General features: G+C 62.3%; 25 protein-coding genes. 9 read left to right on the plus strand and 16 right to left on the minus strand.

Features of this window, described 5'->3' with window-relative positions:
- Nucleotides 1-63: 63 nt before the first annotated feature.
- The 5 genes from D0Y96_RS08635 to pheT all read left to right on the plus strand — a co-directional run bounded on the left by D0Y96_RS08635 (nucleotide 64) and on the right by pheT (nucleotide 4166).
- Nucleotides 64-249 (plus strand): type II toxin-antitoxin system HicA family toxin, encoded by a 186-nt coding sequence (locus D0Y96_RS08635; RefSeq protein WP_117298972.1) that lies wholly within the window; start codon nucleotides 64-66, stop codon nucleotides 247-249.
- Nucleotides 246-461, plus strand: a complete 216-nt coding sequence (locus D0Y96_RS08640) for a type II toxin-antitoxin system HicB family antitoxin (RefSeq protein ID WP_117298973.1) — start codon at nucleotides 246-248, stop codon at nucleotides 459-461. The genes D0Y96_RS08635 and D0Y96_RS08640 overlap by 4 nt, the downstream gene beginning before the upstream one ends.
- A gap of 12 nt (nucleotides 462-473) precedes the next feature.
- Nucleotides 474-1580, plus strand: a complete 1107-nt coding sequence (gene pheS / locus D0Y96_RS08645; RefSeq protein WP_117298974.1) for a phenylalanine--tRNA ligase subunit alpha — start codon at nucleotides 474-476, stop codon at nucleotides 1578-1580.
- A gap of 70 nt (nucleotides 1581-1650) precedes the next feature.
- Nucleotides 1651-2019, plus strand: coding sequence for a four helix bundle protein (locus D0Y96_RS08650; RefSeq protein WP_117298975.1), 369 nt, complete (start codon nucleotides 1651-1653; stop codon nucleotides 2017-2019).
- 68 nt (nucleotides 2020-2087) lie between these two features.
- Entirely contained in the window at nucleotides 2088-4166 is a 2079-nt protein-coding gene (pheT, locus tag D0Y96_RS08655) for a phenylalanine--tRNA ligase subunit beta (RefSeq protein WP_117298976.1), read from the plus strand.
- 171 nt (nucleotides 4167-4337) lie between these two features.
- Here the strand turns inward: pheT and kdsA are convergent, their stop codons facing one another.
- Both kdsA and D0Y96_RS08665 read right to left on the minus strand, forming a co-directional pair.
- On the minus strand, nucleotides 4338-5171 hold the full coding sequence (gene kdsA / locus D0Y96_RS08660) for a 3-deoxy-8-phosphooctulonate synthase (RefSeq protein ID WP_117298977.1): 834 nt from the start codon (nucleotides 5169-5171) through the stop codon (nucleotides 4338-4340).
- Nucleotides 5172-5192: 21 nt separating this feature from the next.
- Entirely contained in the window at nucleotides 5193-5852 is a 660-nt protein-coding gene (locus tag D0Y96_RS08665; protein ID WP_117298978.1) for a DUF4230 domain-containing protein, read from the minus strand.
- Nucleotides 5853-5926: 74 nt separating this feature from the next.
- Here D0Y96_RS08665 and D0Y96_RS08670 point away from each other — a divergent pair, with 74 nt between their 5' ends.
- Together D0Y96_RS08670 and D0Y96_RS08675 are read left to right on the plus strand one after the other, a co-directional pair.
- Nucleotides 5927-6211: an AbrB/MazE/SpoVT family DNA-binding domain-containing protein gene (locus D0Y96_RS08670; RefSeq protein ID WP_117298979.1), complete on the plus strand. Its 285-nt coding sequence runs from the start codon at nucleotides 5927-5929 to the stop codon at nucleotides 6209-6211.
- Nucleotides 6208-6633 (plus strand): PIN domain-containing protein, encoded by a 426-nt coding sequence (locus D0Y96_RS08675; protein ID WP_117298980.1) that lies wholly within the window; start codon nucleotides 6208-6210, stop codon nucleotides 6631-6633. The genes D0Y96_RS08670 and D0Y96_RS08675 overlap by 4 nt, the downstream gene beginning before the upstream one ends.
- Here the strand turns inward: D0Y96_RS08675 and pyrG are convergent.
- The 7 genes from pyrG to D0Y96_RS08710 form a co-directional block, all read right to left on the minus strand.
- A complete protein-coding gene (gene pyrG, locus D0Y96_RS08680) occupies nucleotides 6623-8272 on the minus strand; it encodes a CTP synthase (RefSeq protein WP_117298981.1) in 1650 nt (549 codons plus the stop codon). The two genes, D0Y96_RS08675 and pyrG, sit on opposite strands and share 11 nt — an antisense overlap.
- A gap of 203 nt (nucleotides 8273-8475) precedes the next feature.
- Nucleotides 8476-9441, minus strand: coding sequence for a hypothetical protein (locus D0Y96_RS08685; protein WP_147324979.1), 966 nt, complete (start codon nucleotides 9439-9441; stop codon nucleotides 8476-8478).
- Between the two features lie 64 nt (nucleotides 9442-9505).
- On the minus strand, nucleotides 9506-11017 hold the full coding sequence (locus tag D0Y96_RS08690) for a hypothetical protein (protein ID WP_117298983.1): 1512 nt from the start codon (nucleotides 11015-11017) through the stop codon (nucleotides 9506-9508).
- A 38-nt stretch (nucleotides 11018-11055) separates the two neighbouring features.
- Nucleotides 11056-11721, minus strand: a complete 666-nt coding sequence (locus D0Y96_RS08695) for a hypothetical protein (protein ID WP_147324981.1) — start codon at nucleotides 11719-11721, stop codon at nucleotides 11056-11058.
- Entirely contained in the window at nucleotides 11718-12062 is a 345-nt protein-coding gene (locus D0Y96_RS08700; protein ID WP_117298985.1) for a PadR family transcriptional regulator, read from the minus strand. The genes D0Y96_RS08695 and D0Y96_RS08700 overlap by 4 nt, the downstream gene beginning before the upstream one ends.
- 57 nt (nucleotides 12063-12119) lie before the next feature.
- On the minus strand, nucleotides 12120-13445 hold the full coding sequence (locus tag D0Y96_RS08705) for an FAD-dependent oxidoreductase (protein WP_158562320.1): 1326 nt from the start codon (nucleotides 13443-13445) through the stop codon (nucleotides 12120-12122).
- A complete protein-coding gene (locus tag D0Y96_RS08710; RefSeq protein ID WP_117298987.1) occupies nucleotides 13442-14080 on the minus strand; it encodes a TetR/AcrR family transcriptional regulator in 639 nt (212 codons plus the stop codon). The genes D0Y96_RS08705 and D0Y96_RS08710 overlap by 4 nt, the downstream gene beginning before the upstream one ends.
- A gap of 233 nt (nucleotides 14081-14313) precedes the next feature.
- Here D0Y96_RS08710 and D0Y96_RS08715 point away from each other — a divergent pair, with 233 nt between their 5' ends.
- Entirely contained in the window at nucleotides 14314-15324 is a 1011-nt protein-coding gene (locus tag D0Y96_RS08715; RefSeq protein ID WP_147324982.1) for a hypothetical protein, read from the plus strand.
- 39 nt (nucleotides 15325-15363) lie between these two features.
- Here the strand turns inward: D0Y96_RS08715 and D0Y96_RS08720 are convergent, their stop codons facing one another.
- Nucleotides 15364-16107, minus strand: coding sequence for a YIP1 family protein (locus tag D0Y96_RS08720; protein WP_117298989.1), 744 nt, complete (start codon nucleotides 16105-16107; stop codon nucleotides 15364-15366).
- Nucleotides 16108-16324: 217 nt separating this feature from the next.
- On the opposite strand from D0Y96_RS08720, the gene D0Y96_RS08725 reads away from it, so the two are divergent.
- Nucleotides 16325-17200, plus strand: coding sequence for a DUF5715 family protein (locus D0Y96_RS08725; protein WP_117298990.1), 876 nt, complete (start codon nucleotides 16325-16327; stop codon nucleotides 17198-17200).
- A gap of 37 nt (nucleotides 17201-17237) precedes the next feature.
- On the opposite strand, the gene D0Y96_RS08730 is transcribed toward D0Y96_RS08725, so the two are convergent.
- The 6 genes from D0Y96_RS08730 to ribH all read right to left on the minus strand — a co-directional run bounded on the left by D0Y96_RS08730 (nucleotide 17238) and on the right by ribH (nucleotide 21366).
- A complete protein-coding gene (locus D0Y96_RS08730) occupies nucleotides 17238-18524 on the minus strand; it encodes a hypothetical protein (protein WP_147324984.1) in 1287 nt (428 codons plus the stop codon).
- A 118-nt stretch (nucleotides 18525-18642) separates the two neighbouring features.
- Nucleotides 18643-19188 carry a hypothetical protein gene (locus D0Y96_RS08735; protein WP_117298992.1) on the minus strand — a complete coding sequence of 182 codons (546 nt, stop codon included), beginning with the start codon at nucleotides 19186-19188 and terminating at the stop codon, nucleotides 18643-18645.
- 108 nt (nucleotides 19189-19296) lie between these two features.
- Nucleotides 19297-19476: a hypothetical protein gene (locus D0Y96_RS08740; protein ID WP_147324986.1), complete on the minus strand. Its 180-nt coding sequence runs from the start codon at nucleotides 19474-19476 to the stop codon at nucleotides 19297-19299.
- A 77-nt stretch (nucleotides 19477-19553) separates the two neighbouring features.
- Nucleotides 19554-19970, minus strand: coding sequence for a lysozyme inhibitor LprI family protein (locus tag D0Y96_RS08745; protein WP_117298994.1), 417 nt, complete (start codon nucleotides 19968-19970; stop codon nucleotides 19554-19556).
- Between the two features lie 77 nt (nucleotides 19971-20047).
- A complete protein-coding gene (nusB, locus tag D0Y96_RS08750; protein ID WP_117298995.1) occupies nucleotides 20048-20473 on the minus strand; it encodes a transcription antitermination factor NusB in 426 nt (141 codons plus the stop codon).
- Entirely contained in the window at nucleotides 20470-21366 is an 897-nt protein-coding gene (gene ribH, locus D0Y96_RS08755; RefSeq protein ID WP_117298996.1) for a 6,7-dimethyl-8-ribityllumazine synthase, read from the minus strand. The genes nusB and ribH overlap by 4 nt, the downstream gene beginning before the upstream one ends.
- Between the last annotated feature and the right edge of the window lie 24 nt (nucleotides 21367-21390).

Raw genomic sequence — 21390 nt, forward strand, 5'->3', positions numbered from 1 at the left:
TCCCTCTGGAGAATCAGGGCTGGAACAAGGGTTCTGCGATAGACTTTATGGAGAGCCGCGCCGATGAAAGTACGCGACGTAATCCAGCTGATTGAGCAGGATGGCTGGTATCAGGTGACGCAGCGAGGAAGCCACCGTCAGTTCAAACATCCGTCAAAGCCTGGCAAGGTAACGATCGCCGGTCATCCCTCAGCGGATATGGCGAAGGGAACATTCAGCAATATTCTCAAGCAGGCAGGGTTGAAATGAAAGAGTACGCAGTCATCTTCGAGAAAACCGAAACCGGCTGGAGCGCGTATGCGCCCGACCTTCCCGGTCTCGGGGTTGCAGGAACAACTTACGAAGAAGCCGAGCAGCTGATTCGTGAAGGAATAGAGTTCCACATCGAAGGACTGCGCGCCGACGGCGAACCCGTGCCCGAGCCGACCACCCGCGTTGCGAAAATGCCCATCCCAGCCTGAGTTCACCAGAAAATGTCCGATCCACAACCGACGCCCACTTCTCTCGACTATTCCCCCGAACATCTGACGCAGCGATTCCAGACTCTCCAGGCTGAATTTGATCTCGGTCTCCGAGAGGCTTCTACTCCCGAGGAGCTAGAAGATCTCCGCCTCAAATGGGAGGGCCGCAAGCAGGGCCGTCTCACCCTGCTCAGCTCTCTCTGGCTGAAAGAGGCGCCAGCAGAGAAAAAGAAAGAGATCGGCCAGCGTTTTAACGCGCTGAAAGATCACATCGTTTCAGAGCTGCAACGCGCCGCGGGTTCGAGAGGTCAGAACGTTCTCGACGCCGAAGCCATCGACATCACCCAGCCCGGCACCCGCCGCCGCCTTGGTGCCGAGCACCCGCTCATCAGGACGTGGAACGAAATCGTCAAAATCTTCCAGGCCATGGGTTACTCCGTCGGCGTCGGCCCCGAGGTCGAAACCGACTACTACAACTTCGAGTCGCTCAACTTTCCGCCGGGGCACCCGGCACGCGATACGCAGGACACCCTCGTCATCACCGGGCAGGAGCGCAAGCCGCTCCGCGACCGCCTGCTCATGCGCACGCACACCTCGCCCGTCCAGATCCGCACCATGGAGCAGCAGCCGCCGCCCGTGCGCATCGTCATCCCCGGCAAGGTGCACCGCAACGACGCCGCCGACGCCACCCACTCGCCCATCTTCCATCAGGTTGAAGGCCTCTGCGTCGACACCAACATTACCTTCTCCGATCTGAAGGGCACGCTCGACCACTTCATGAAGGCGCTCTTCGGATCGAGCGTCAAAACGCGCTTCTTCCCGTCCTTCTTTCCCTTCACCGAGCCTTCCGCTGACGTGCAGATCAGCTGCCCCTTCTGCGGCGGCAAAGGCTGCCGCAAGTGCAAGTACTCCGGCTGGATCGAGCTGCTCGGCTGCGGCATGGTCGACCCCGCCGTCTTCGGATTCGTGCAGCAAAAGCAGCCCGCCTACGATCCGAAAAAGATCAGCGGATTCGCCTTCGGCATGGGCATCGACCGCGTCGCCATGATGAGCTACGGCATCAGCGACATCAGCCTCATGTACTCCGGAGACCTGCGCTTTCTGGAGCAGTTTGCGTGAACGAGTGGGGCAGCGGAAGAACGGTCAGGAGTAAGACGGCCAGTGAAAAACCGGCCAGCGAGTTCATGGCATGAGGGTGAAGCAGTTTCGTGACCTGCTGGTTTGGCAGAAGGGAATGGCGCTTGCGCGTGAAATCTATCGAGTGACGCAGTCTTTTCCCAAAGCAGAAGTATTTGGCCTGACAGCGCAGATGAGACGTGCTGCCGTCTCTATCCCGAGCAATATCGCGGAAGGCCAGGGAAGGCTCTCTGACAAAGTCTTCATTCTTTTTCTCGGCCACGCGCGAGGATCGCTTTATGAACTGGAGACACAGGCTGAACTTGCAGAAAGCCTCGGTTATCTCGGGAAGCAGGAGCTTCAGCAGGTACTGTCCGAGTGCAGTGAACTGGGCCGTATGCTTCACGGCTTATTGAATTCGATGAGAGAGGAAAATGGCTGAGGGAGGGTTTGCTGGCCGTTTTATTCCTGGCCGCTTCATCCCTGACTGCTGACCGCCACACAATACGCATGAAAATTCTCTCCAACTGGCTCCGCTCGTACCTTCCTGAACTCGCCGTCTCCGACCGCCAGCTCGCCGATGACCTCACGCTGCGCGGCATCGCCGTTGAAGGCGTGTTTGATTTTGAAGCAGACGGCTCGCTCTTCGAGATGGACATCACCACCAACCGCGTCGATGCCATGAACCACTACGGCATCGCGCGCGAGGCGGCAACCATCTATGGCCTGCAGCTTAAGCCGCTGGAAACGGCGCTGCCCGCAGCAAAGCCGACCTCGCAGCCGTTCCCCGTCACCATCGAAGAGCAGAAGCTCTGCGGACGCTTCACCGCCCGCGTCCTGCGCGACGTAACCATCGCGCCCTCCACCGGCATCGTCGCCGACCGCTTCCGTCTCCTCGAGCAAAAGCTCATCTCGAACGCCGTCGACGCCACCAACTTCGTCACCCTCGCCATCGGCCAGCCCACACATGCCTTCGACCTCGACAAGCTCGAAGGCGGCATCGTCGTCCGCCGCGCGCGCAAAGGCGAAAAGCTCAAGACCCTCGACGGTATCGAGCGCACACTTGATCCCGACGATCTCATCGTCGCCGACCACAAGAAGGCCCTCGGCATCGCGGGAGTGATTGGCGGGTGGGACACCATGATCACGCCCGAGACGAAAAACATCCTCGTCGAAGCCGCATGGTTCGACCCCGCCACCGTGCGCCGCAGCTCCAAACGTCACCTCATCCACACCGACGCCTCGCACCGCTTCGAGCGTGGAGCCGACTTCAACGCCGCTTCTGTCGCCAACGCCCTCGTCAGCCGCATCATCCTTGAAGCAGGCGGTTACGCCGAAGGCGATCTCGTCGATGTCCTCATCCCCGAAGCCGAGCAGCGCACCGCAAAACGCGCCAGCATCCATTTCGCCGTCAGCGAAGCGCGCCGCATCCTCGGACCGACCGAAGACAAAGAAGGTATTACCGCGGCAATTTCAGAAACTATCCTCACCGGCCTCGGCTGCACGCTCCACAAGACAGAAGAAGAACACTACAGCGTCACGCTGCCCAGCTGGCGTCTCGACCTCGAGCGCGAGATCGACCTCATCGAAGAGATCGCCCGCGTTTACGGCTATAACCGTTTTCAGAACACGCTGCCATCCTTTTCAGGTTCGGTTGTCGCCCTTCCCTGGGCCGAAAAAGAAGCCGCGCTGCGCGAGGCTCTCCTCGCACTCTGCTGGAACGAGGCCATCTCCTCTACTTTTTGTTCTGTAACCGACGCAGATACATTTTCCCGTGATCCGAAATCCGCCGTCGCCATCGGCAATCCGCTCAGCGAAGAAGCGGGCATGCTGCGCCCCTCGCTCGTGCCCGGCATGCTCGGCATGCTTTCGCTCAACATCAGCCGCGACGTCGAATCGGCCGCGCTCTTCGAGATGGGCACCGTCTTCACCGGCGCCGCGGAAAAGGTAGACGAGCGCCCCTCGCTCGCCATCGGCGCAACCGGCGCCGCGCTCGGCGCAGCAGAGACAGACTTCTTCGACATCAAGGGAACCGTCGAAACCCTGCTCGGAAAGTTCTCCTCGCGCTCGCTCTACTACGACCGCTTCCCATCCGCCACCGGACTCATGCCCGCATGGCTGCATCCCGGCCGCAGCGCCCGCGCCGTGCTCGACGGAGCCACCGTCGGCTACTTCGGCCAGCTTCACCCCGCCGAAGCCGAGCGCCGCAAGCTCAAGCAGACCGTCTTCCTCGGCGAGCTCTATCTCGACCGCCTCTACAAACAGTCGCTGCGCCAGCCCGCCATGCGCGAGCTCTCCCGCTTCCAGCCCGTGCGCCGCGACTTCTCCTTAATTGTGCCGGACACGGTGACATATTCCGTCATCGCCGACGCCGTCGCCTCGCTCACCATCTCCGAGCTGCAAAGCTTCGCGCTCAAAGAAATCCTCCGCGACCCAAAAGGAAAGCTCGCACCCGTCGGCCATTACTCGCTGCTCCTCGGAACCGTCTTTCAGTCGCTCGAGCGCACCCTGCGCGAAGAGGAAGTGCAGAGCTGGTCGCAGCAGGTCGTCGCAGCCCTCGAAGCGCGGGGAGCAAGGCTGCGCAGCTGAGGCGTTCTCTGGTTCAGACGGCAGAGGCGTTAAAAAGCCTTAGGGGCTGAAATCCGGTCTTCTTCATGTCTGCTATGGCACGGCTGAAGCCGTGCCCTGATATAAAGCTCGGTCCAAAGCTCTGCGCTTTTGTCTGAACACGCAGTCCCAATGTTCAGACGCTGCTTCCTGCTATACGGTTTGCGCAGCGGCGTGGATGGCCAGCAGCGTTTCGAGCAGAGGTCGCAGGTTCTTCAGGTCAAGCGCGTTCGCTCCATCGGACTTTGCCTCGGCAGGATTGTCGTGCACTTCAAGGAAGAGTCCGTCGATGCCTGCAGCGACGGCGGCGCGCGCCAGCAGCGGAATGAACTCGGGCTGGCCGCCGGAGACGCCGTTAGCGGCGGAAGGCATCTGCACGGAGTGCGTGCCGTCGAAGACGACGGGAGCCAGCCGCCGCATGATGGCCAGCGAGCGCATATCGACAACAAGATTGTGGTAGCCGAAGCTCGCGCCGCGCTCGGTGAGAAAGACGCGCGTATTGCCGGTGGTGGCGACCTTCTCGACCGCATGCTGCATGTCGGTCGGGGCGACGAACTGGCCTTTCTTCACATTGATGGCGCGGCCGGTTTTACCCGCGGCCACGAGCAGATCGGTCTGCCGGCAAAGAAAGGCCGGAATCTGCAGCACATCGGCGCCTTCGGCGGCCACTTCACACTGCGAAGGCTCATGCACATCGGTCAGAACGGGCAGTCCGGTGGCCTCGGCCAGGCGGCGCAGAATCGCCGTGCCTTCGATCAGGCCGGGTCCGCGAAAGCTGCTGACGGAGGTGCGGTTGGCCTTGTCGTAGCTGGCCTTGAAGATATACGGCACGCCCAGGTCGGAGGTGATGCGCTGGATCGCATCGGCTATTTTGTGCACATGCGCTTCGCTTTCGATGACGCAGGGACCGGCGACCAGAAATAACTGACCGGTGCCCACATGGACGGGGCCGATTTCAAATGCACGGCTGTCAGATGGATGGCTCACAAGGGTTATTCAACCACAGATTCAGGAGCAGTCGACCTGATGGAAGCCGAGGCCAAGCAGCATCGTGGTCACGGTGGAGCAGGCGTTCTGATGCGCGGTGTTGAGGATTCCGGCGGCGAGGGCAGACTGGCGCAGATCCTGCTCGGCTTTGGCGCGCACCTCGCTTTCGAGGTTCGGGTCGGCGGGCACCAGAATGCCGGTGTAGCGCGAGTAGACGCGGGTCTTCTCGTCGTCGAGGGTGACGGTAAAGATCTGTGCGGCGGGCAGATGGAGATGCACGCTGCTTCCGCTAACCTGCACATCGGCCGGGGTGAGCTGGTGCAGATCGATGCCGGCGATGGCCTCGCCGTGCACGGTCAGCAGAATTTTGTCTCCGGTCAGGAATTCGGGCAGAACGCGGCCCTCGCGGTCGCCTTCGACGACCTTGTCCATGGTGTAAGTGACGGTTTCGAGGCGGGCCAGGCGCTGGATGCGGCTGACGACCGTCGGCTGTGTGGTGTCGATGTGCAGCGGACGGCCGCTCACTACGGTGGCGACGCGGTCCCACACGCCCTGCGTGGCCGCGTGCAGAAACCAGGCGAGGATACCGAACCCGAACAGAAGTCCAAGCAGCGGGCCGAGGAGCAGGTATTTCCAGAACGAGGTACGCCGCTGAGCATGAGGAGGAGGCAGGGTCACCATGCAGGATTGGATGTGGGATGAGCCCGTTTTATCGTAATTTCGGCTGGTGCCATTTGAAATGGTAAAATGGCATTATGAATGCCACTACCAGCATCGATAAAGCCGGACGCCTGGTGGTCCCGAAGGCCATGCGGGATGCCCTGCACCTGAAATCGGGCGAGCTGCTGGATGTCGAGCAGCATGACGACACGATTGTATTGCGGCCTCACCGCCGTGGCGGGCTGGTGAAAAGGGATGGAATGTGGGTCATTACCGGGGAAGCCGGAGGCATCTCTGCCTCAGGCCTGATCGATGAACACCGGGAAGAAAGAATTCAGGACCTGATTCGCCTGGGCGCGAACCCGGGTGATGCCGAGTGAAGCATTTTCTCGACACCTCCGTGCTGATTGCGGCTTTTCTCGAGTCCAATGCGAAGCACCGGGAGTGCAAAGCACTGCTGGGGAAAATGCGTCCTGAGGTGGCGGCATGCAGCAGTCATACACTCGCGGAGCTGTATTCCGTCATCACGCGTCTTCCGCATCCGCTTCGCCTGCGGCCTGAAGAAGGCATTCTGGTGACCGGAGAAGTATGCGAACGGCTTTCCACGGTCGCTCTCTCCGAAAAGGAATATCTTCACACGCTGAAGACCGCCGCTGAAGCAGGAGTGGGTGGTGGGCGTGTGTACGACGCTCTTTTGCTGGCGTGTGCGCGAAAGTGCGGGGCGGAAAAAATCCACACGCTCAATCTCCGCCATTTTCAGGCGCTCGCGCCCGATCTGGCGGAGCGGATCGTTATGCCGTGATGCGAGCCGCGTCTTCTTCGCGCTGCCTTGCGGGCAGATTCTTTGTGCGGTTCGCGTAGCTGGCCTTCACAAAGGCGCTGAAGAGCGGATGCGGCTCGAGCGGCTTCGATTTGAACTCGGGGTGGAACTGGCAGCCGAGGAAGAAGGGGTGGTCGGGGATCTCGACGATTTCGACATAGGTCGCGTCGGGAGTGGTGCCGGTGATGCGCAGCCCGGCGCCGGTGAGCAGCGCTTCGTATTCGCGGTTGAATTCGTAACGGTGACGGTGACGTTCGCTGATCTCGGTTTTCCCGTAGGACTGCGAGGCGAGGGAATCGGGCTGGAGGATGCAGGTCCAGGCACCGAGGCGCATCGTACCGCCCATCTCCTCGACGCCGGTCAGCTCGCGCAGCTTATAGATGATGCGGTGCGGCGTGGCCGGGTCGAACTCGCTGGAGTTGGCGGCAGCCAGGCCGCAGACGTTGCGGGCGAACTCGATGCACGCCGTCTGCATGCCGAGGCAGATGCCGAAGTACGGCACCCTGTTTTCGCGGGCGTAGCGGATTGCATTCAGCATGCCTTCGATGCCGCGCTTGCCGAAGCCTCCGGGCACCAGAATGCCGTCGAAACCCTCCAGCTGCTTCTCATAGTCGGCAGCTTCGAGGCCTTCGGCCTCGATCCACGTCACGCGCAGGCGCAGATTATGGGCGAGCGCCCCATGGACGAGGGCTTCTTTCAGAGACTTGTAGCTGTCCTCATACTCGACATACTTGCCGACGATGGCGATGGAGACGTCGTCCTGCGGGTTGTAGCAGCGGCGCACCAGCTCCGTCCAGCGGCTCAGGTCGGGCTCGCGGCTTTCGATGTGCAGATATTTGAGCGCCAGTTTGTCGACGCCCTCGTGGGAGAAGTTGAGCGGCACTTCATAAATGGACTCGACATCTTTCGCGGCGATGACGGCCTTCTCTTCGAGATTGCAGAAGAGCGCGATCTTGCTCTTGATCTCGTGCGAGAGGAAGCGGTCGGTGCGGCAGAGCAGGATGTCGGGCTGAATGCCGATCGAGAGCATCTCCTTGACGGAGTGCTGCGTCGGCTTGGTCTTCAGCTCCTGCGCGGCGCTGATCCACGGAACCAGCGTGACATGGACGAAAACAGTATTCTCGCGGCCCAGCTCCTGGCGCATCTGGCGGATGGCTTCGAGGAAGGGCAGCGATTCGATATCGCCGACGGTGCCTCCGATTTCGACGATGGTCACGTCGCCTTCCGAGGCCACCTTGCGCATGGCGTTTTTGATCTCGTTGGTGACGTGGGGGATGACCTGAACGGTTTTTCCGAGGTAATCGCCGCGCCGCTCTTTGGTGATGATCTGCTCGTAGATGCGGCCGGTGGTCAGGTTATTGTCACGCGTGAGCTTTGCGTGCGTGTAGCGCTCATAGTGGCCGAGGTCGAGATCGGTCTCCGCGCCGTCGTCGGTGACGAAGACTTCGCCGTGCTGAAAGGGCGACATGGTGCCCGGATCGACGTTCAGGTACGGATCGAACTTCATCAGATTGACTTTGAGGCCGCGGCTTTCGAGCAGACAGCCGATCGAGGCCGCAGCAAGACCCTTGCCTAGGCTGGACACAACTCCGCCGGTCACAAAGATGTACTTTGCGGACATTCCTGCATCACCTTCTTCAATTGTGTGGGATGGGCGAACCCGGTTGGCACAATCAAGTATCGCAGGAAGCGGCGGCGAAGGGAAGAGCCTTTCGGGTGGCGGGAGAGGTAACCTCAGCCGCCGGGCTGCTGCAGCGGCTGAAGTTGTCTGAGGTGCGCGGGCCGGGCGGTTTTTTTGCTGCGGAGTACCCGAAAGGCTTTGCTTTACTGCGCTTTGTAGCTGTCTGCGCCCCACGGGAAGGTGAGCGAGGGGGAGCAGGCGGTTCCCTGATAGCTCACCGTGGTCGCGCCGGAGGCGTGTCCTTTGACGCCGGGCATCATGGCCACGATCAGATGGCCGCCGGGGTCCGTTTTTGCGTTCAGAGCGCTCTTTTCTCCGAAGGAGCTGGTATTGAGCGCGAGCGAGGCGTTCGGAGGAAAGCCTTCGCCTTCGATCAGCACCAGTCCGGCATTCTTCAGACCGAGAAGCAGCTCGATTTTGCAGCCCTTGTCCGCTCCGGCGATAGGAAAGGGCACGACAGAAGTCGCCGCTCCGCGCTTCTGGTCGGCGTCGATCAGCGCGATGCGGATGGCTTCTCCGGGCGCGACCGTGGCCTTTACTTCGAGGGGCTGACTGGCCTCCATGGTTTTGGTGCAGGAGGTGGGGTCGGCTGCGGTGGGGGCAGGGCCGCAGATGGCTTCGCCGCTCGGGCTGACGGTCAGATTATCCATCGTCGTCTCAATATTTCCATCGAGCGGCCAGCGCATGAACGCGAGCTTTTCGCCGGCGGTAAAGCCGATGGCCGATACCCGGTAGGTGAGCTCGGTACCCTGCGGCGTCTTCGTGCGGCCGACTTCCTTCATCGAGAGGGAGACGCCCGGCGTGGACATGGCCACGCCCCAGTGGGCCTGCATGGTGGCGATGCGGTTGATGGCGGCGACCTGCCGCTGCCGCTGCATCTCGGCCTGCTCTTCCGGCGTGGGCGTGTGCGGCTCGGGAGGCAGGTTTTCCAGCCGCAGCGGCGGTGTGGCCGGGGCGGGAGCCGCAGTCTGGGCAGAGGCGCCGCTCGAGGTCGCCGGAGCGGCGGCGGCCTGGGAGCCCGAGGGCTGCTGGCCGGTTGTCGACTGGCCCGAGGCGGAGAGACAGAGTCCCGCCAGAACACAAACCACAGGAACTACAGGGAAACGCATACCTTTGAGGATAACCAAAAGCGGCGCTCGATGCAGAAAGAGGCTGATGCCTCTCCGGAAAGGTTCAAGGGCGCTGGCGCGGAAACAGAGTGAAGGACCGTACGGCGATCCTCGCTCCCTCGGTCGAGTGATCCATTCCGGTCAGATAGACGACCGTAATCTCATCGAATTTGCGAATGCGGCCCTCGTCGCGCATCGGGAATGTCAGGGTCTGCTCCCGAACGCGGGCCGTCGAAAGGCCGGAGTCCATGCCCATTTCCGCGCCTGGAAGAACCGGCTCCGCACCCAGATACTGCGATGGTTTGCCGGGCAGGGTGGAATCCGTCAGATAAATTCCCACGGCTATGCTTTCCGCGTGCGGGTCGCCATTGCGAATGGTGAGCTCGATACGGCTGCAGCAGTTCAGATCGATCGCCGTGCCCAGCTGCTGATGGGCCGCCATCAGCAGCGGCTTCCAGTCCGTTGAGTGGATCTTTGTTGTCAGCGGACTTCCGTGGGCGACATGGGCATTCGCGCCCGGCCACTTTCCCGGCTCTCTCGAATACCAGTACGGACCATTGAAGGGAATTACCAGCGGAGCGGAAAGCCTGCTCAGAGGAGAACGAACCGGATGCGGCACGGGAGGAAGAACAACGGGCTTCTTCTCCGGCGCGGGCCACAGAATCATCGCCCGGAATCCTTTCTCCGGCGCGCCTGCGGAAGCCTCCTTTGCCGCGGCCGATGCAGCCCGGGCGGCGGCCTGCGCCCGATCCTGCACCGCCGCCATCCCCGGCGGAATCGTCCCGCCCGGCAGCCACGGCAGCATCGCCAGGAACAAAATGAAAAGCGCGAAGACCGTTCCCAGCGTCAGCCGCAGCGTCGCGCGGACCGCGTTTTTCCGTGGTTCATCCGGTGCCGCCTTCCATCCGGCAACCTGCGCTGCCGGACCGAAGACGGCCGCAGCCAGCAGCACGCTGCCGGCAAAGATTGCGGGAATCAGCAGCACCAGCACTGTTCCATGCAGACAGATCGACGACAGCACCGCCATCCGGCGCCTCGGCAAAAAGCGCAGCGGCTCCGCAAAGTACGGTGTTTCCTGCCGATATGTCATCCATACGGCGGAAGGGGACGTCTCCTCCGGCGCAGCCCTGCGCAGACACACGGCAAGCGCGGCCGACGCAGCCGCGGTCACCGGCAGCGCCCACATTGAGGCTTCGCGCAGCAGCAGCACGGCAGGCGCAAGCAGTATCCAGCTCAGAGCCGCGCCGCGTGCCGCCGCGCCGGAAAGACAGATCCGCTCAAAGATCCGTTCCGGGCTGCGTTTCAGGTCCCATTCCGATTCCCCTTCCGGTCCCAGCTCCGATTTCCGGCGGCGCGGAATCAGCGCACCGGCAAACCCCGCGGCAGTCGCAAAGCAGATATATCCCGCAGCCAGAAGAAAAATCGCGGGACCGGAAAGAGCGTGCGCAGGCGGATTGCAAAAGGCCAGCACCACAAGAAGGGCCGCCAGTGTTCCGCAGAGAATGCGGGCGCGCGTCTCCGGGGCAGAAGAGGGGTCAGCCGACGCATCCGATTTGCTGAAGACAGGCAGTTCCATGACCGCGCCTCACGGTTAACGTGCAAAAGGGTCGAGCTTCAGGCCGCAATCTTTCCGGAATGCCGCTTCCTGGCGGGCAGCGCTGCCCAGGTGGAGAGCAGCAGGCTCAGAAAGAACGGCACGCGCATGGGCAGAAAGTGCGGATCGAGGATCAGCTCCACGGCGGCGGTGTGCCGGATATCCACCGGATGTCCCGGCGTCTGCATCAGCCCCGTCAGCACCGCCCACGCGATCGAGAGCGGAAGGTACAGCAGAGAACAATGCGCCAGCCCGCGCAGCACGCGCACCCGCTCCTCCCGCATCGTCAGCGCATGCAGCGCAAGGTAAGTCAGCAGCCCGGTCCACAGGAACAGCAGATTCGCCGCCACATAAAAGCTCATCTCGCACATTGTCGACCAGGGCCACGGCAGCTCCCAGGCGCTGTTGAAGAGCCTCGACAGCCGCGCATCGGTGGCGATCCGGAAAAATGTCGCCGGCACCGGGATGACCCACGCCGCGGCAAAGATCGCCGCCGGCCAGCGCGTGCGCAGCGCTTCGCGGTATCCGGCTGCAACCACCGCCGCGCACTGCCACCGGTACCAGCCGGCCGTCTTCCCATGCAGGAACTCTTCGAGCAGGTCGCCGGCCAGCGCTTCGTCCCTGCCGCCGGGAGTCAGATGTTCCATCAGCCAGGTCGCAATTACGGGCGGACGTCCGGAGTTCATGCCTGCCTCCCCTTCCATTCCGTTATCTGCGGCAGGCCCTGCCAGAGCCGGGTCAGCACCTGGCGCGTCTCCTGCACCTCGCGCAGTCCCTCTCCGGTCACGCGAAAATAGCGCTTCGCCTTTCCCCCGCGTTCCGGCGTGGGATCGCCGACGCTGGAGCTGACCAGACCCTTGTTCTCCATGCGCTCCAGCGATGCGTAAACGCTGCCCAGCGCAATGCTGCGGCCGCAGTAATTTTCAAGCTCGCGCGATACAGGAACCCCATAGGCCTCGTCTCCCAGATGGAGGATCGCCAGCAGGATCATCAGCTCGAACTCGCCGAGAAAGGTTCGCTTTGCCATTTCTTCAATAATAGTGAATATATGGCGGACAGCAAGAAAAATCGTCAGAGATAAAGCTCAGGATGCCTGCGCGACGCTCTTCGGCGGGCGGGCTTCAAGGCTTGCAACCATCTTTCTTCGCAGTGCCGGCACATGGTTTGCCATGCGCATGGCCGACATGGCCACGCGGAAGCCGAACTTCTTCTCGCTGATGGCCTGTTCGAGCGACTTCAGCGATTCGGAGACGGCGTGGAAGCCGTAGACACGCATCTGCGCCTCATACTCGCCGATGGCCTCGGTCAGCGGCCGTTCTCCGCGAGCGGCAGCGGCGAGAGCGGCGCAGAGCTGGCCGGCGTCGCGGAGAGCGATGTTGGCGCCGACGCCGCGGTAGGGCGTCATGCTGTGAATGGCATCGCCGAGCAGCGTGATGTTCGTCGGCGTCCATGGCGCCACCGGCCGGGAGGTGCGAATGTTCAGAAAGCCCAGGTCATGATTCATCATCTCGACCAGCTTGCGCAGATTCGGATGCCAGGCGGAGACTTTGCTCCGCATCAGGTCGAGCATCTGTGCGGGAGTCATCTCTTCGGGCTCGCAGTTGAGGCGGAAGTACTCGCGGCGCGCGCCGAGCGCCATCACGACGTAATCGCCTTCGTCGTCGGTCACGGCGCGGGAGGCGGGCGAGGCATCCCGGAGCTGGCGGGCCATCTCCTTTGCATGGGCGGAGCGCCGCCATGCCGCCATAAACAGGTTAGCGGGCGATGGAGGCAGAACGATGGCCGGTCCGTCGAGCAGGCAGGGCGGCAGCAGCGCCATGACGCCATCGGTGAGGGGAATCTTTCCGCCCAGGCTGATCGAGCCTGTATCGACGGGTTCGTTGCCGGGCAGGTACTGCTCGCGGACGCGTGAATTGACGCCGTCGGCGGCTACCATCACATCGGCCTGCTCCGTCGAGCCGTCTTCAAAGAAGGCGGTGATGCGTCCTTCCGGGCCGCGCTCGTAGCGAACGAAGCGGCGGTTGAAGCGGACGGTGTCGCCGAGTCCGGCCAGAAGCACCTGGCGCAGCGTCGAGCGGCTGACGGAGCGATGACGCCGGACGGGGTCGGCGGTCTCATGCGGCTCGCGATACTGCATCAGCTCGTCGAGCTTTTCGCTCAGAAGCGTGAAGCCGCGTCCATAGTCGCCGCAGGTGGCGGTGAAGAGGTTCCAGCGGTGCTCGGGGAGACAGTCGTGGAGCGCCTGGCTGCCCTGCGGGTCGATATGGATGCGAAAGCCCTGCAGACGCGCCGCCGCTGAGGTATCGCGCTCGCAGACGGTGACGGAGACGCCGGATTTTTTCAGTCCCTGCGCCAGACAGAGGCCTCCGATGCCTCCGCCGATGACGAGCACATGCAGATCGCGGTTCATGCGTTTGCTCCCTTCAGCTTTTCCTTTATGGCGGGCGCGAGAAGCCATTCCTCGACGCCCAGACGAATGTTTTCGACGGCCTCCATGCCCAGTGCCGGCGCGCCGCCGAGGATGGCCATCAGTGTGGACGTGGTGATCTCCGGATCGAGCCCGGGGCGAAAGGTGCCGTCTCCGATGCCGGTGGATACGATGGTTCCGATCCAGTACCGCCATTTGCCCATCATGATGTCGAGGGCTGCTCGAACGGTGGCGTCGCGGCCGGCGCGCAGCGCCAGCTCCGCCAGAACGATGCCGAGCTGCGGATGGTGCTCGCGGTAGAAGTGCATGTCGGTGAACTCCTGACGGAGGTGGTCGAGGGCGCGATAGCCGGTCGAGGGCGCCTCCGGCGCATGGAGCGTGGCAAAGATCGTTGCCAGAAACTCGGCGAGGCCGTGGATCAGCGTCTCTTTGGTGGGGAAGTAGTAGTGGAGGGTCGCGACGTTGACCCCGGCGCGCTGCGCGACGGCGCGGGTACGCAACCCTTCGAATCCCGCCTCGGCGATGACATCGAAGGCGGCCTGGAGGAGGCTCATCCGCCTGTCAATCTGTTCGGTGGTGACCGGGAGAAGCCCGGCGGCGGTGTCGGTTCTGGCCATTTCAAGAGGAGACTATCATCTGATTGGATATTTAATCAAGTGATTGATTGAAAGCCTGAAAGATTTATCCGACCGGTGGAGTGCCGGCGTGAAGATGAGGCTTTGAGGCGATCTTTCCGGCTGGGCCCATACGCCATCCCGAGCCTCGCGGAAATGAATCGGGATGAAAGACAAAGGGATGGAGGGCGATGACGGCTTTGGCGACGCGGTGTCTAATGGTGCAGATGCGACCTGTGCGCCTGATTCCGGCTCTTCTGCTGCTTGTGGCTCTGCTCTTTGGGGTGGCGATTCCCGGCTTTGCGCAGGCGGAGCGGAAGCGGCTGATTCTGAAGGACGGCTCGTACCAGGTGGTGCTGAAGTACGAGGTCGTCGGCGACCGGGTGCGTTACACCAGCGCGGAGCGAAACGGGCAGGTGGAGGAGATTCCGTATGCGCTGGTCGACTGGCCGGCGACGGACAAGTGGAACCGGGATCATGCGCCGGGGGCAAATCCGGCGGCCGCTCCGGACGATAATGCCGCGCAGAATACTGCCGCGGAGATCGATAAGGAAGAGCAGGCGGAGCGCGCCGCGGAGAAGAACCGGATGCCGGTGGTGGCTCCGGGACTGCGGCTGCCGGATGAGAGCGGCATCTTTGCGCTCGATACGTGGCAGGGGATTCCGGAGCTGGTGCATCTGGAGCAGAGCAACGGCAATGTAAACCGGGATACGGGCCACACTATTCTGCGCGCGGCGATTGCGCCGTTGGGCGGCGCGAAGGAGCTGATTCAGCTCGACGGGCCGGAGTCGAAGATACAGCTGCACGTGAACCAGCCGGTGCTGTATGTGAGTCTCGATCACGGCGATGCGGAGACTGCGGGGCCGGACGGGGCGCTGACGGTGAATACGGGCGGAGCCAGCTCAGTGAAGGATGATAAAAAGGCGGTTTCGCACAGCTCGCCGGACAGCCGCTATGCGATTGTGCGGGTGGAGACGCGCCGCACACTGCGCACGATCGGAGCGATGCGCGTGAGCATGCTGGGCAAGGTGACGCAGTCGGAGGACATCGTGCCGACGAAGGCGGAGATTCTGCCGGGCGGCTACTGGATGAAGCTGACGCCGAAGTATCCGCTGGACTTCGGCGAGTACGCGCTGATGGAGATTCTCTCTCCGGGCGAGGTCAACCTCGATGTGTGGGACTTCGGGGTGGACCCTCGCAAGCCGGAGAACCGGCACGCGCTGACGCCGATCGAGGACGGGAATTAAACGGCTGCTCTCCTGAATAAAACGGCTCCCGCCTTCGCTTCAGGAAGCAAGCACAACGCTGAGCAGTACCAGGATGATCCACCAGCCGAAGACGGCGGCGGCGGCTTTGCCGCGCGAGACCTTTGCCACGACTGCCACGCCGATGGTGGAGAGGATCACCGACCAGATCTCAAAGAGATCGATGTGCGTGCAGAGCAGCGTCAGCCAGCGGGGAAGATCGCTGCTGAGGTAGTAGCCGAGATTGGTGCCGACCGGGTTCTGAAGCGTGAATGAGTCGGGCGCGAGTCCGGCGAAGAGCGCGACGATGGCCAGCAGATACTTTATGTTCATGACCAGCGTGGCGTACATGCTGACCGCATAAATCTGGCCGAACTTCGAGGTGCCTCCGAAGCCGAAGTTGACCGTAACCCAGATCAGCAGCGCGCTGACGACGGTGATGATCAGGACCACGACGGAGTAGCTGTAGGCGATGACGGCGGTGATCTTCTGCCCGAGTGCTTTTGCGTTCGCCGCCTGTTCGGCGGGCATCTGGGCAAAGCGCTCTTCCTGCTTCGGGCTCTGGTGCAGGTTGCTCTCAAAGACTCTTGCCCACCCGACCTTCTGCTGCACGGCAAAGGAGAAGCCGATGCTGACGATGAGCAGAACCAGAAACGGTCCCCACCATGCCGAGCTGCGGAGGATGTCGGTGAAGGTCTTTGAGGGAGCGGTGAACGTGTCGACGATGCGCTGGCCTTCGCTGAGCCGGGTACCTTCGGGAATGGTCGCAGCGTGGATGTCGGTCATGGAGCCTCCGGAGATCGGGTTAAAAAGCGGCGTCTTCCAACTGGCCCGGATTTTACTCCGGCAGGGTGAAAGCGTTCAGAAAATTTGCCCCGAAAACCTGCTCAGCAGCGGCGCGGGCCAAGAGGTTTTTGTACATGAACCCGCCGAAGTACTTCCCCGGCCGTTCCGGGTTCGATATTCTCAGAGTGCTCGGGTCGATTTTCGGCGGTCCCCAACAATGCGCAGTTCTGGTTTTTCGCTGGTCCTTCTGCTGGTTTTCGCGTCTGCGCTGCCGGCCTCAGCGGCCGTGCGCCGCCATCATCATCGCCGCCATAGTGTGAGTCATGCTCGCGCCGTGAGCCATGTGCGCACGACGGCGCACCACCGCGCGACGGAGACGGCGAGCCGCAGCCCACAGACAGAGGCAAAGGCCGAGATGCAGGCTGCCGAGCTGGAGCCGACGGTGCCGGTGGTGACCACATCGATTCCGGCGTACCGGCTGACACGCGCGGGAGCGCTGCCGCCGATGCGCGGAACTCTGGCCTCGCTGATGCGCCAGAACGAGCGGACCGAAGCCGACGGCCTGAAGCGGATTCAGGACACGGCCGAGCTGGACGAGCTGCGCGACGATCACAAGCTGGTGGTGGTGCCCGCGGTTGCCGGTCTTCAGGTGAATCCGGAGATTCCGGCCGACCGGCGCTACTGCCGTCCCTGGACGGCGCGATTTCTGATGGATCTGGCCCGTGCGCACAATACGCGCTTTCGCAGGCCGCTGCGGGTGAACTCGGCGGTGCGGACGGTGAGTTATCAGCGGCGGCTGATGGAGATCAACGGCAACGCCGCGGCCGCGACGGGCGAGATCGCTTCGCCGCACCTGACCGGGGCGGCGGTGGATATCGGCAAGCGCGGCATGTCGTTTTCCGAGATTGCCTGGATGCGCGCCTGGCTGATGCCGCTGCAGGCGGCAGGACGGATCGACGTGGAAGAGGAGTTCTACCAGGCCTGCTTCCATATCACGGTGTACAAAAGCTACTCGCCGGCAGGCAGGGTTCCGGGGCATCCGGTTCGACGGAACCAGGCGAATGCCACGCTGCTGGCCGCCGGGGTGCACTGATCGGCGTGAGCCGGTGCGCTCTGTCTCCTGCGCGCTTCTACTTTTTGCCTGAGCCCTGTTTACTGGCCTGGGTCTGCGCTGCCGGACCGGGCGCAGGCTCCGCCACGGGCGGAAGGTCGTAGATCTCGATGGCATCGTCGCGCAGGATGGCGAAGCGCCGCCCGTCGGCAGAGAGCGCGTAGTTCTGCCCCGCGCTCATGACGGGCGAGGCGTTGCGGACCAGAGCAAGTTTGCCGGTTGCGGTGTCAAAGACGCCCACCATCTGCGCCTTCACGTCGGTGCTGTCGAAGGGGTCCATGGTGCCGATGGGGCGTCCGAGGTCGAGGGTGGAGTAGACGAAGCGGCTGCCGTTCCGCGCGAAGTCGAAGGTCGGCCAGACGTATCGGGCCTGCCATCTCTGCTCCCACAACTGGTGCCCGTCAGCCGAGAGCGCGACGACATGCTGGTCGCCGAGGCTCTGATAGCAGCCGACCACCAGGGTGACGGTGGCGCTGACCGGGTTGAGCGTAGGCTGGCACCGCGACTGGACCTCGGCTACGATCTTCGGGTCTCCGCGAAAGAGAACGCTGCGGATGGCCCAGGTGTCCGCTTTCTTTCCTTCGAGCGTTTCGAGCAGGCCGCCGGGAATCATCGGCAGCATGACGGGGTTGTGAGTCTCCGATGCCGCCTCGGCATCGTGCGAGCCTACGGGAACGATGATGATTTTGATCTTCTTTTCGGGTGCGGCCGGCTTGTCGCCCAGCACGGTGTTCTGCGAGGCGGGCGGAGCGGGCTCGTTCATTTCAAGGGCGAGAGTAGTGCCGTCGGGCGAGATTTGCACGGCGCGCAGATCTTCGGGAAGGTTCAGCCAGGGCCGGAGGCGCAGTGAGCTGTCGGTCAGAAAGAGCGAGTTTCGCATGCGGATAAGAAACTCGCCGCCGGCGACGGGCCACATATAGCGGGAGCGGTCGTGCATGCGCCATTCCGCCGGCTGACCGGCCTTGCCGGTGGCGATGTCGAGGACGACGGCGCGAATGTCCTGATCCTCGTCGCCATCCTCGTCGCCGGGAAGGCGCTTCATCAGCCCGCCGGGGCGGAAGGTGAAGAGCAGGTGATCGTTGTCGAGAAAGCCGAGCGAGGCCGACGAGAGGCGGTAGCTCATGTAGAAGCCGCCCTGCGGCATAAATCCCAGGGGCTCTACCGGAATGCGCGTGGTGGGCTGCAGATCGGGCACAGCGGCGGCTGCGTTTTTTTGCGGCTGCGCGGCGGCGACGCAAAGCCCCGCCGCCATAAAAAGCGTGATGAGCGCCGATCTTCGGCGGCCGGCATGTCTTCCGGAGCGCACTCTGCAGGTTACTCCATCCTCGCTATTTTGTGCGTACCCGCAGCCGGGGCGCAAACAAAGACCTTCGACAGGCTGAAAGCGAAGAGAGCGCTGCGAATGAAAAGGGCTGCGAAGGCGTTTATGCGGCCAGCTCGGCCTCGCACTCGGCGGCCTCGGACGCGGAATCTCCGGCGGTCCCGAGCCAGGAAAGCGGTGTGCGGATGAAGGAGAGCACGAGGCGTGGCATCTGACGGAGGTCGGTCCAGAGCGAGCGCGAGCTCTCGCCGACAATCATGGCGCCGTTCTGCATGACATGCCAGTGAAACATGGCCGAGACCAGGGTAAAGACGAGCGCCGAGATGCCCAGGGCGCGCATGTTGCCGTGGTCGAGACGGAGGTGCAGCAATGTGTCAAGACCGAGCGAGCTGAGCGGAACGGCGAAGACGCAGGTGAACCATCCGAGACGCCGTGAGCGGATACTGAGCGACTGCTGCTGCCATGCGGAGAAGACGCCGGAGGTGAGCAGAACATAGGCGGCTTCGACGATGCCGAAGTGCTGGCGGGCGTGCAGCTCCATGTGGCGCAGGGCGGCGATGCAGGCAGAGCCGCGCAGGACGGCGGTGAGCAGTGCCGCCTTCCAGTTCCAGTGTGTGAGAGGAAACAGCACAGAACGTGCGATACGCATCGGCTCTCCCTGAGGACAGAATCGGGAAAAAGCGCGAACGGACGGTCAAAAAGATATGACAATACGCACAAATTTAAGAGCAGGTGCCGGAAAGGGAACTTCCGGCGATCAATGGGCGGGGGCGCGAAGCTGATAGATGAAGAAGCTGGTCAGGCTCGCGACGAAAAGGATGATCAGCAGCAGAAAGCCTCCGATGATGAGGCTGGCGGTGCGCTCCTGCTCGGGCCTGGGACGGGTGATGCCGAAGGTGTTGATAAAGGTTTCCATCAGCCAGGTAAGGAGTTTCATAGACGTTCCTTTGAGATGTTTCAGGATAACGCTGCTGGGCATATCGCATATCTTCTGCTGTTAGCGAGCAGAGATTGTTACTTCTCAAGCACCCAGCCATATATGGTCTTTAGTTCTGCTGTACGCTGACGAGTGACAGCCTCGATACAAGCTGCACGTACCATTGGCCCCGCACTCCCGCCTTCATATAGATCGTATTCAGCCTTGCAGTTCGCATCACGGAACTGCATCCAAAGCCGTTGTGCTGCCTGTAAGTTACTCAGGTCGTCGGACCTCAAGTGTGCTCGAAGTTTTCCATAGAAGGAGTTCAACTCCCTATCGGCAGCCTGTGATGCCGTTATGAAGCATTGCGTCTCTGAAGAATCCGGACCTATCGACTGGCATGGATTTCCAGCCGCATTCATATGTTGAGCCAAAATATTCCCAGTCAAGAGGCAGGCGAGTGAAGAAAGCAGAAAAAAACGCAAAGTATGACCTATTTGCATGAAGGCCATCGTATCTCAGGCGAAACTCTCACAAAACGGGATTTTCGGTAAATGCTTCTCACCGCAATTCAACTTTCCACCGTCCCCTACCGCGCACTCAGTCTGGCTCTCGCCACCGCATCCAGCACGCCGTTGAGGAAGTTGATGGACTCCGGCGCGGAGTAGCGCCGCGCGATCTCCAGCGCCTCGTTAATCACAATAGGGAAGGGCGTTCCGGAGAAGCCGATGATTTCGGCGATGGCCATGCGCAGCACGTTGCGGTCGACAGCGGCCATGCGCGCCAGCTTCCAGTTCTTCGAGTGCTCGACGATCAGCGCGTCGATCTCTTCCTCACGCGCCGTAGCCACGCGGAAAAGGTCTTCGGCGAAGCCGCGCGTGTCGTCATCGACATCGTCGCGGGTCTTCCAGAAGCTTTTGCGGACCTCGTCGGGGTTCTGTTTGCCTACGTCGCCCTGAAAGAGCATCTGCATGGCCAGTTCCCGCGATTTACGGCGTTTGCCGGTGATGGTCATGCGGAGACGCCTGTCTTCTGTTCGACATCTTTCGCGCCCGTCTTCACCTCAATTTTTTTGTGCAGCGAGACCATCTCGATGGCGGCCGAGGCGGCCTCGAAGCCTTTGTTGCCGGCCTTCAGACCGGCGCGGTCCAGCGCCTGCTCGAGCGTCTCGCAGGTCAGCACACCGAAGGCGTGGGGAATGCCCGTCTCCTGCTGCGACTGGCCGATGCCGCGCGAGACCTCGTTATAGATGGCCTCGTAGTGGGCGGTTTCGCCGCGCAGCAGCAGGCCGAGGGTGATGACGGCATCGACGGTCTTCGATTCGGCGATTTTGCGGGCGGCGGAGGGAATCTCCCACGCGCCGGGCACGCGCAGAACCTGCACGTCTTCTTTCTTCGCGCCGCTGCGATACAAGCAATCCAGAGCCCCCTGCAGCAGACGGTCGGTGATCACGGCATTCCAGCGGGCAACGATAATGGCAAACTTCATGCCTTCGGCGGAGAGGTCGCCTTCAAGGGCGACCGGCCTGCCCCTGAGCGGCTCCTGCCACTCCCAGAAGGCGATGGAAAAGCCGGGAACCGGCTCGACAGCGAAGAGGCGGCTCTTCCAGTCGGTGTCGGCGATCGCGTCGAGGGCGGCGGAGGGAGCGTGCTTCTTCAGCCATGCCTGCGTGGTCTCGCGTACGGAGTCGAGGCTGGTGACCTCGACGAAGATTCCTGCTTTTTGCGAAGGCAGCTCGCCCTCGATCAGCTCCAGATTGCCGACGGGCGCGAGAAAGGCGCGGCCCCGGCCCGAAGCGTCGTCCCAGCCCTTGCCGGGCTCGAACCCCAGCGCGGAAAAGAAGCTTTCGAGCAGCGCCAGCTGCTCAGTCGAGGCGACCGGCTGAATGCATGTAATGCCCTTAACCATACTCTTTGAGGGTAACAGGGACTC

Source organism: Paracidobacterium acidisoli (genome assembly GCF_003428625.2).
Classification (GTDB): domain Bacteria; phylum Acidobacteriota; class Terriglobia; order Terriglobales; family Acidobacteriaceae; genus Paracidobacterium; species Paracidobacterium acidisoli.

Coding starts and splice junctions, on each gene's coding strand:
- D0Y96_RS08635 (WP_117298972.1), top strand. CDS start 64: ATGAAAGTACGCGACGTAATCCAGCTGATTGAGCAGGATGGCTGGTAT.
- D0Y96_RS08640 (WP_117298973.1), top strand. CDS start 246: ATGAAAGAGTACGCAGTCATCTTCGAGAAAACCGAAACCGGCTGGAGC.
- pheS (WP_117298974.1), top strand. CDS start 474: ATGTCCGATCCACAACCGACGCCCACTTCTCTCGACTATTCCCCCGAA.
- D0Y96_RS08650 (WP_117298975.1), top strand. CDS start 1,651: ATGAGGGTGAAGCAGTTTCGTGACCTGCTGGTTTGGCAGAAGGGAATG.
- pheT (WP_117298976.1), top strand. CDS start 2,088: ATGAAAATTCTCTCCAACTGGCTCCGCTCGTACCTTCCTGAACTCGCC.
- D0Y96_RS08665 (WP_117298978.1), bottom strand. CDS start 5,852: ATGGTGACCCTGCCTCCTCCTCATGCTCAGCGGCGTACCTCGTTCTGG.
- D0Y96_RS08670 (WP_117298979.1), top strand. CDS start 5,927: ATGAATGCCACTACCAGCATCGATAAAGCCGGACGCCTGGTGGTCCCG.
- pyrG (WP_117298981.1), bottom strand. CDS start 8,272: ATGTCCGCAAAGTACATCTTTGTGACCGGCGGAGTTGTGTCCAGCCTA.
- D0Y96_RS08685 (WP_147324979.1), bottom strand. CDS start 9,441: ATGCGTTTCCCTGTAGTTCCTGTGGTTTGTGTTCTGGCGGGACTCTGT.
- D0Y96_RS08690 (WP_117298983.1), bottom strand. CDS start 11,017: ATGGAACTGCCTGTCTTCAGCAAATCGGATGCGTCGGCTGACCCCTCT.
- D0Y96_RS08695 (WP_147324981.1), bottom strand. CDS start 11,721: ATGAACTCCGGACGTCCGCCCGTAATTGCGACCTGGCTGATGGAACAT.
- D0Y96_RS08700 (WP_117298985.1), bottom strand. CDS start 12,062: ATGGCAAAGCGAACCTTTCTCGGCGAGTTCGAGCTGATGATCCTGCTG.
- D0Y96_RS08705 (WP_158562320.1), bottom strand. CDS start 13,445: ATGAACCGCGATCTGCATGTGCTCGTCATCGGCGGAGGCATCGGAGGC.
- D0Y96_RS08710 (WP_117298987.1), bottom strand. CDS start 14,080: ATGGCCAGAACCGACACCGCCGCCGGGCTTCTCCCGGTCACCACCGAA.
- D0Y96_RS08720 (WP_117298989.1), bottom strand. CDS start 16,107: ATGACCGACATCCACGCTGCGACCATTCCCGAAGGTACCCGGCTCAGC.
- D0Y96_RS08725 (WP_117298990.1), top strand. CDS start 16,325: ATGCGCAGTTCTGGTTTTTCGCTGGTCCTTCTGCTGGTTTTCGCGTCT.
- D0Y96_RS08735 (WP_117298992.1), bottom strand. CDS start 19,188: ATGCGTATCGCACGTTCTGTGCTGTTTCCTCTCACACACTGGAACTGG.
- D0Y96_RS08740 (WP_147324986.1), bottom strand. CDS start 19,476: ATGAAACTCCTTACCTGGCTGATGGAAACCTTTATCAACACCTTCGGC.
- D0Y96_RS08745 (WP_117298994.1), bottom strand. CDS start 19,970: ATGGCCTTCATGCAAATAGGTCATACTTTGCGTTTTTTTCTGCTTTCT.
- nusB (WP_117298995.1), bottom strand. CDS start 20,473: ATGACCATCACCGGCAAACGCCGTAAATCGCGGGAACTGGCCATGCAG.
- ribH (WP_117298996.1), bottom strand. CDS start 21,366: ATGGTTAAGGGCATTACATGCATTCAGCCGGTCGCCTCGACTGAGCAG.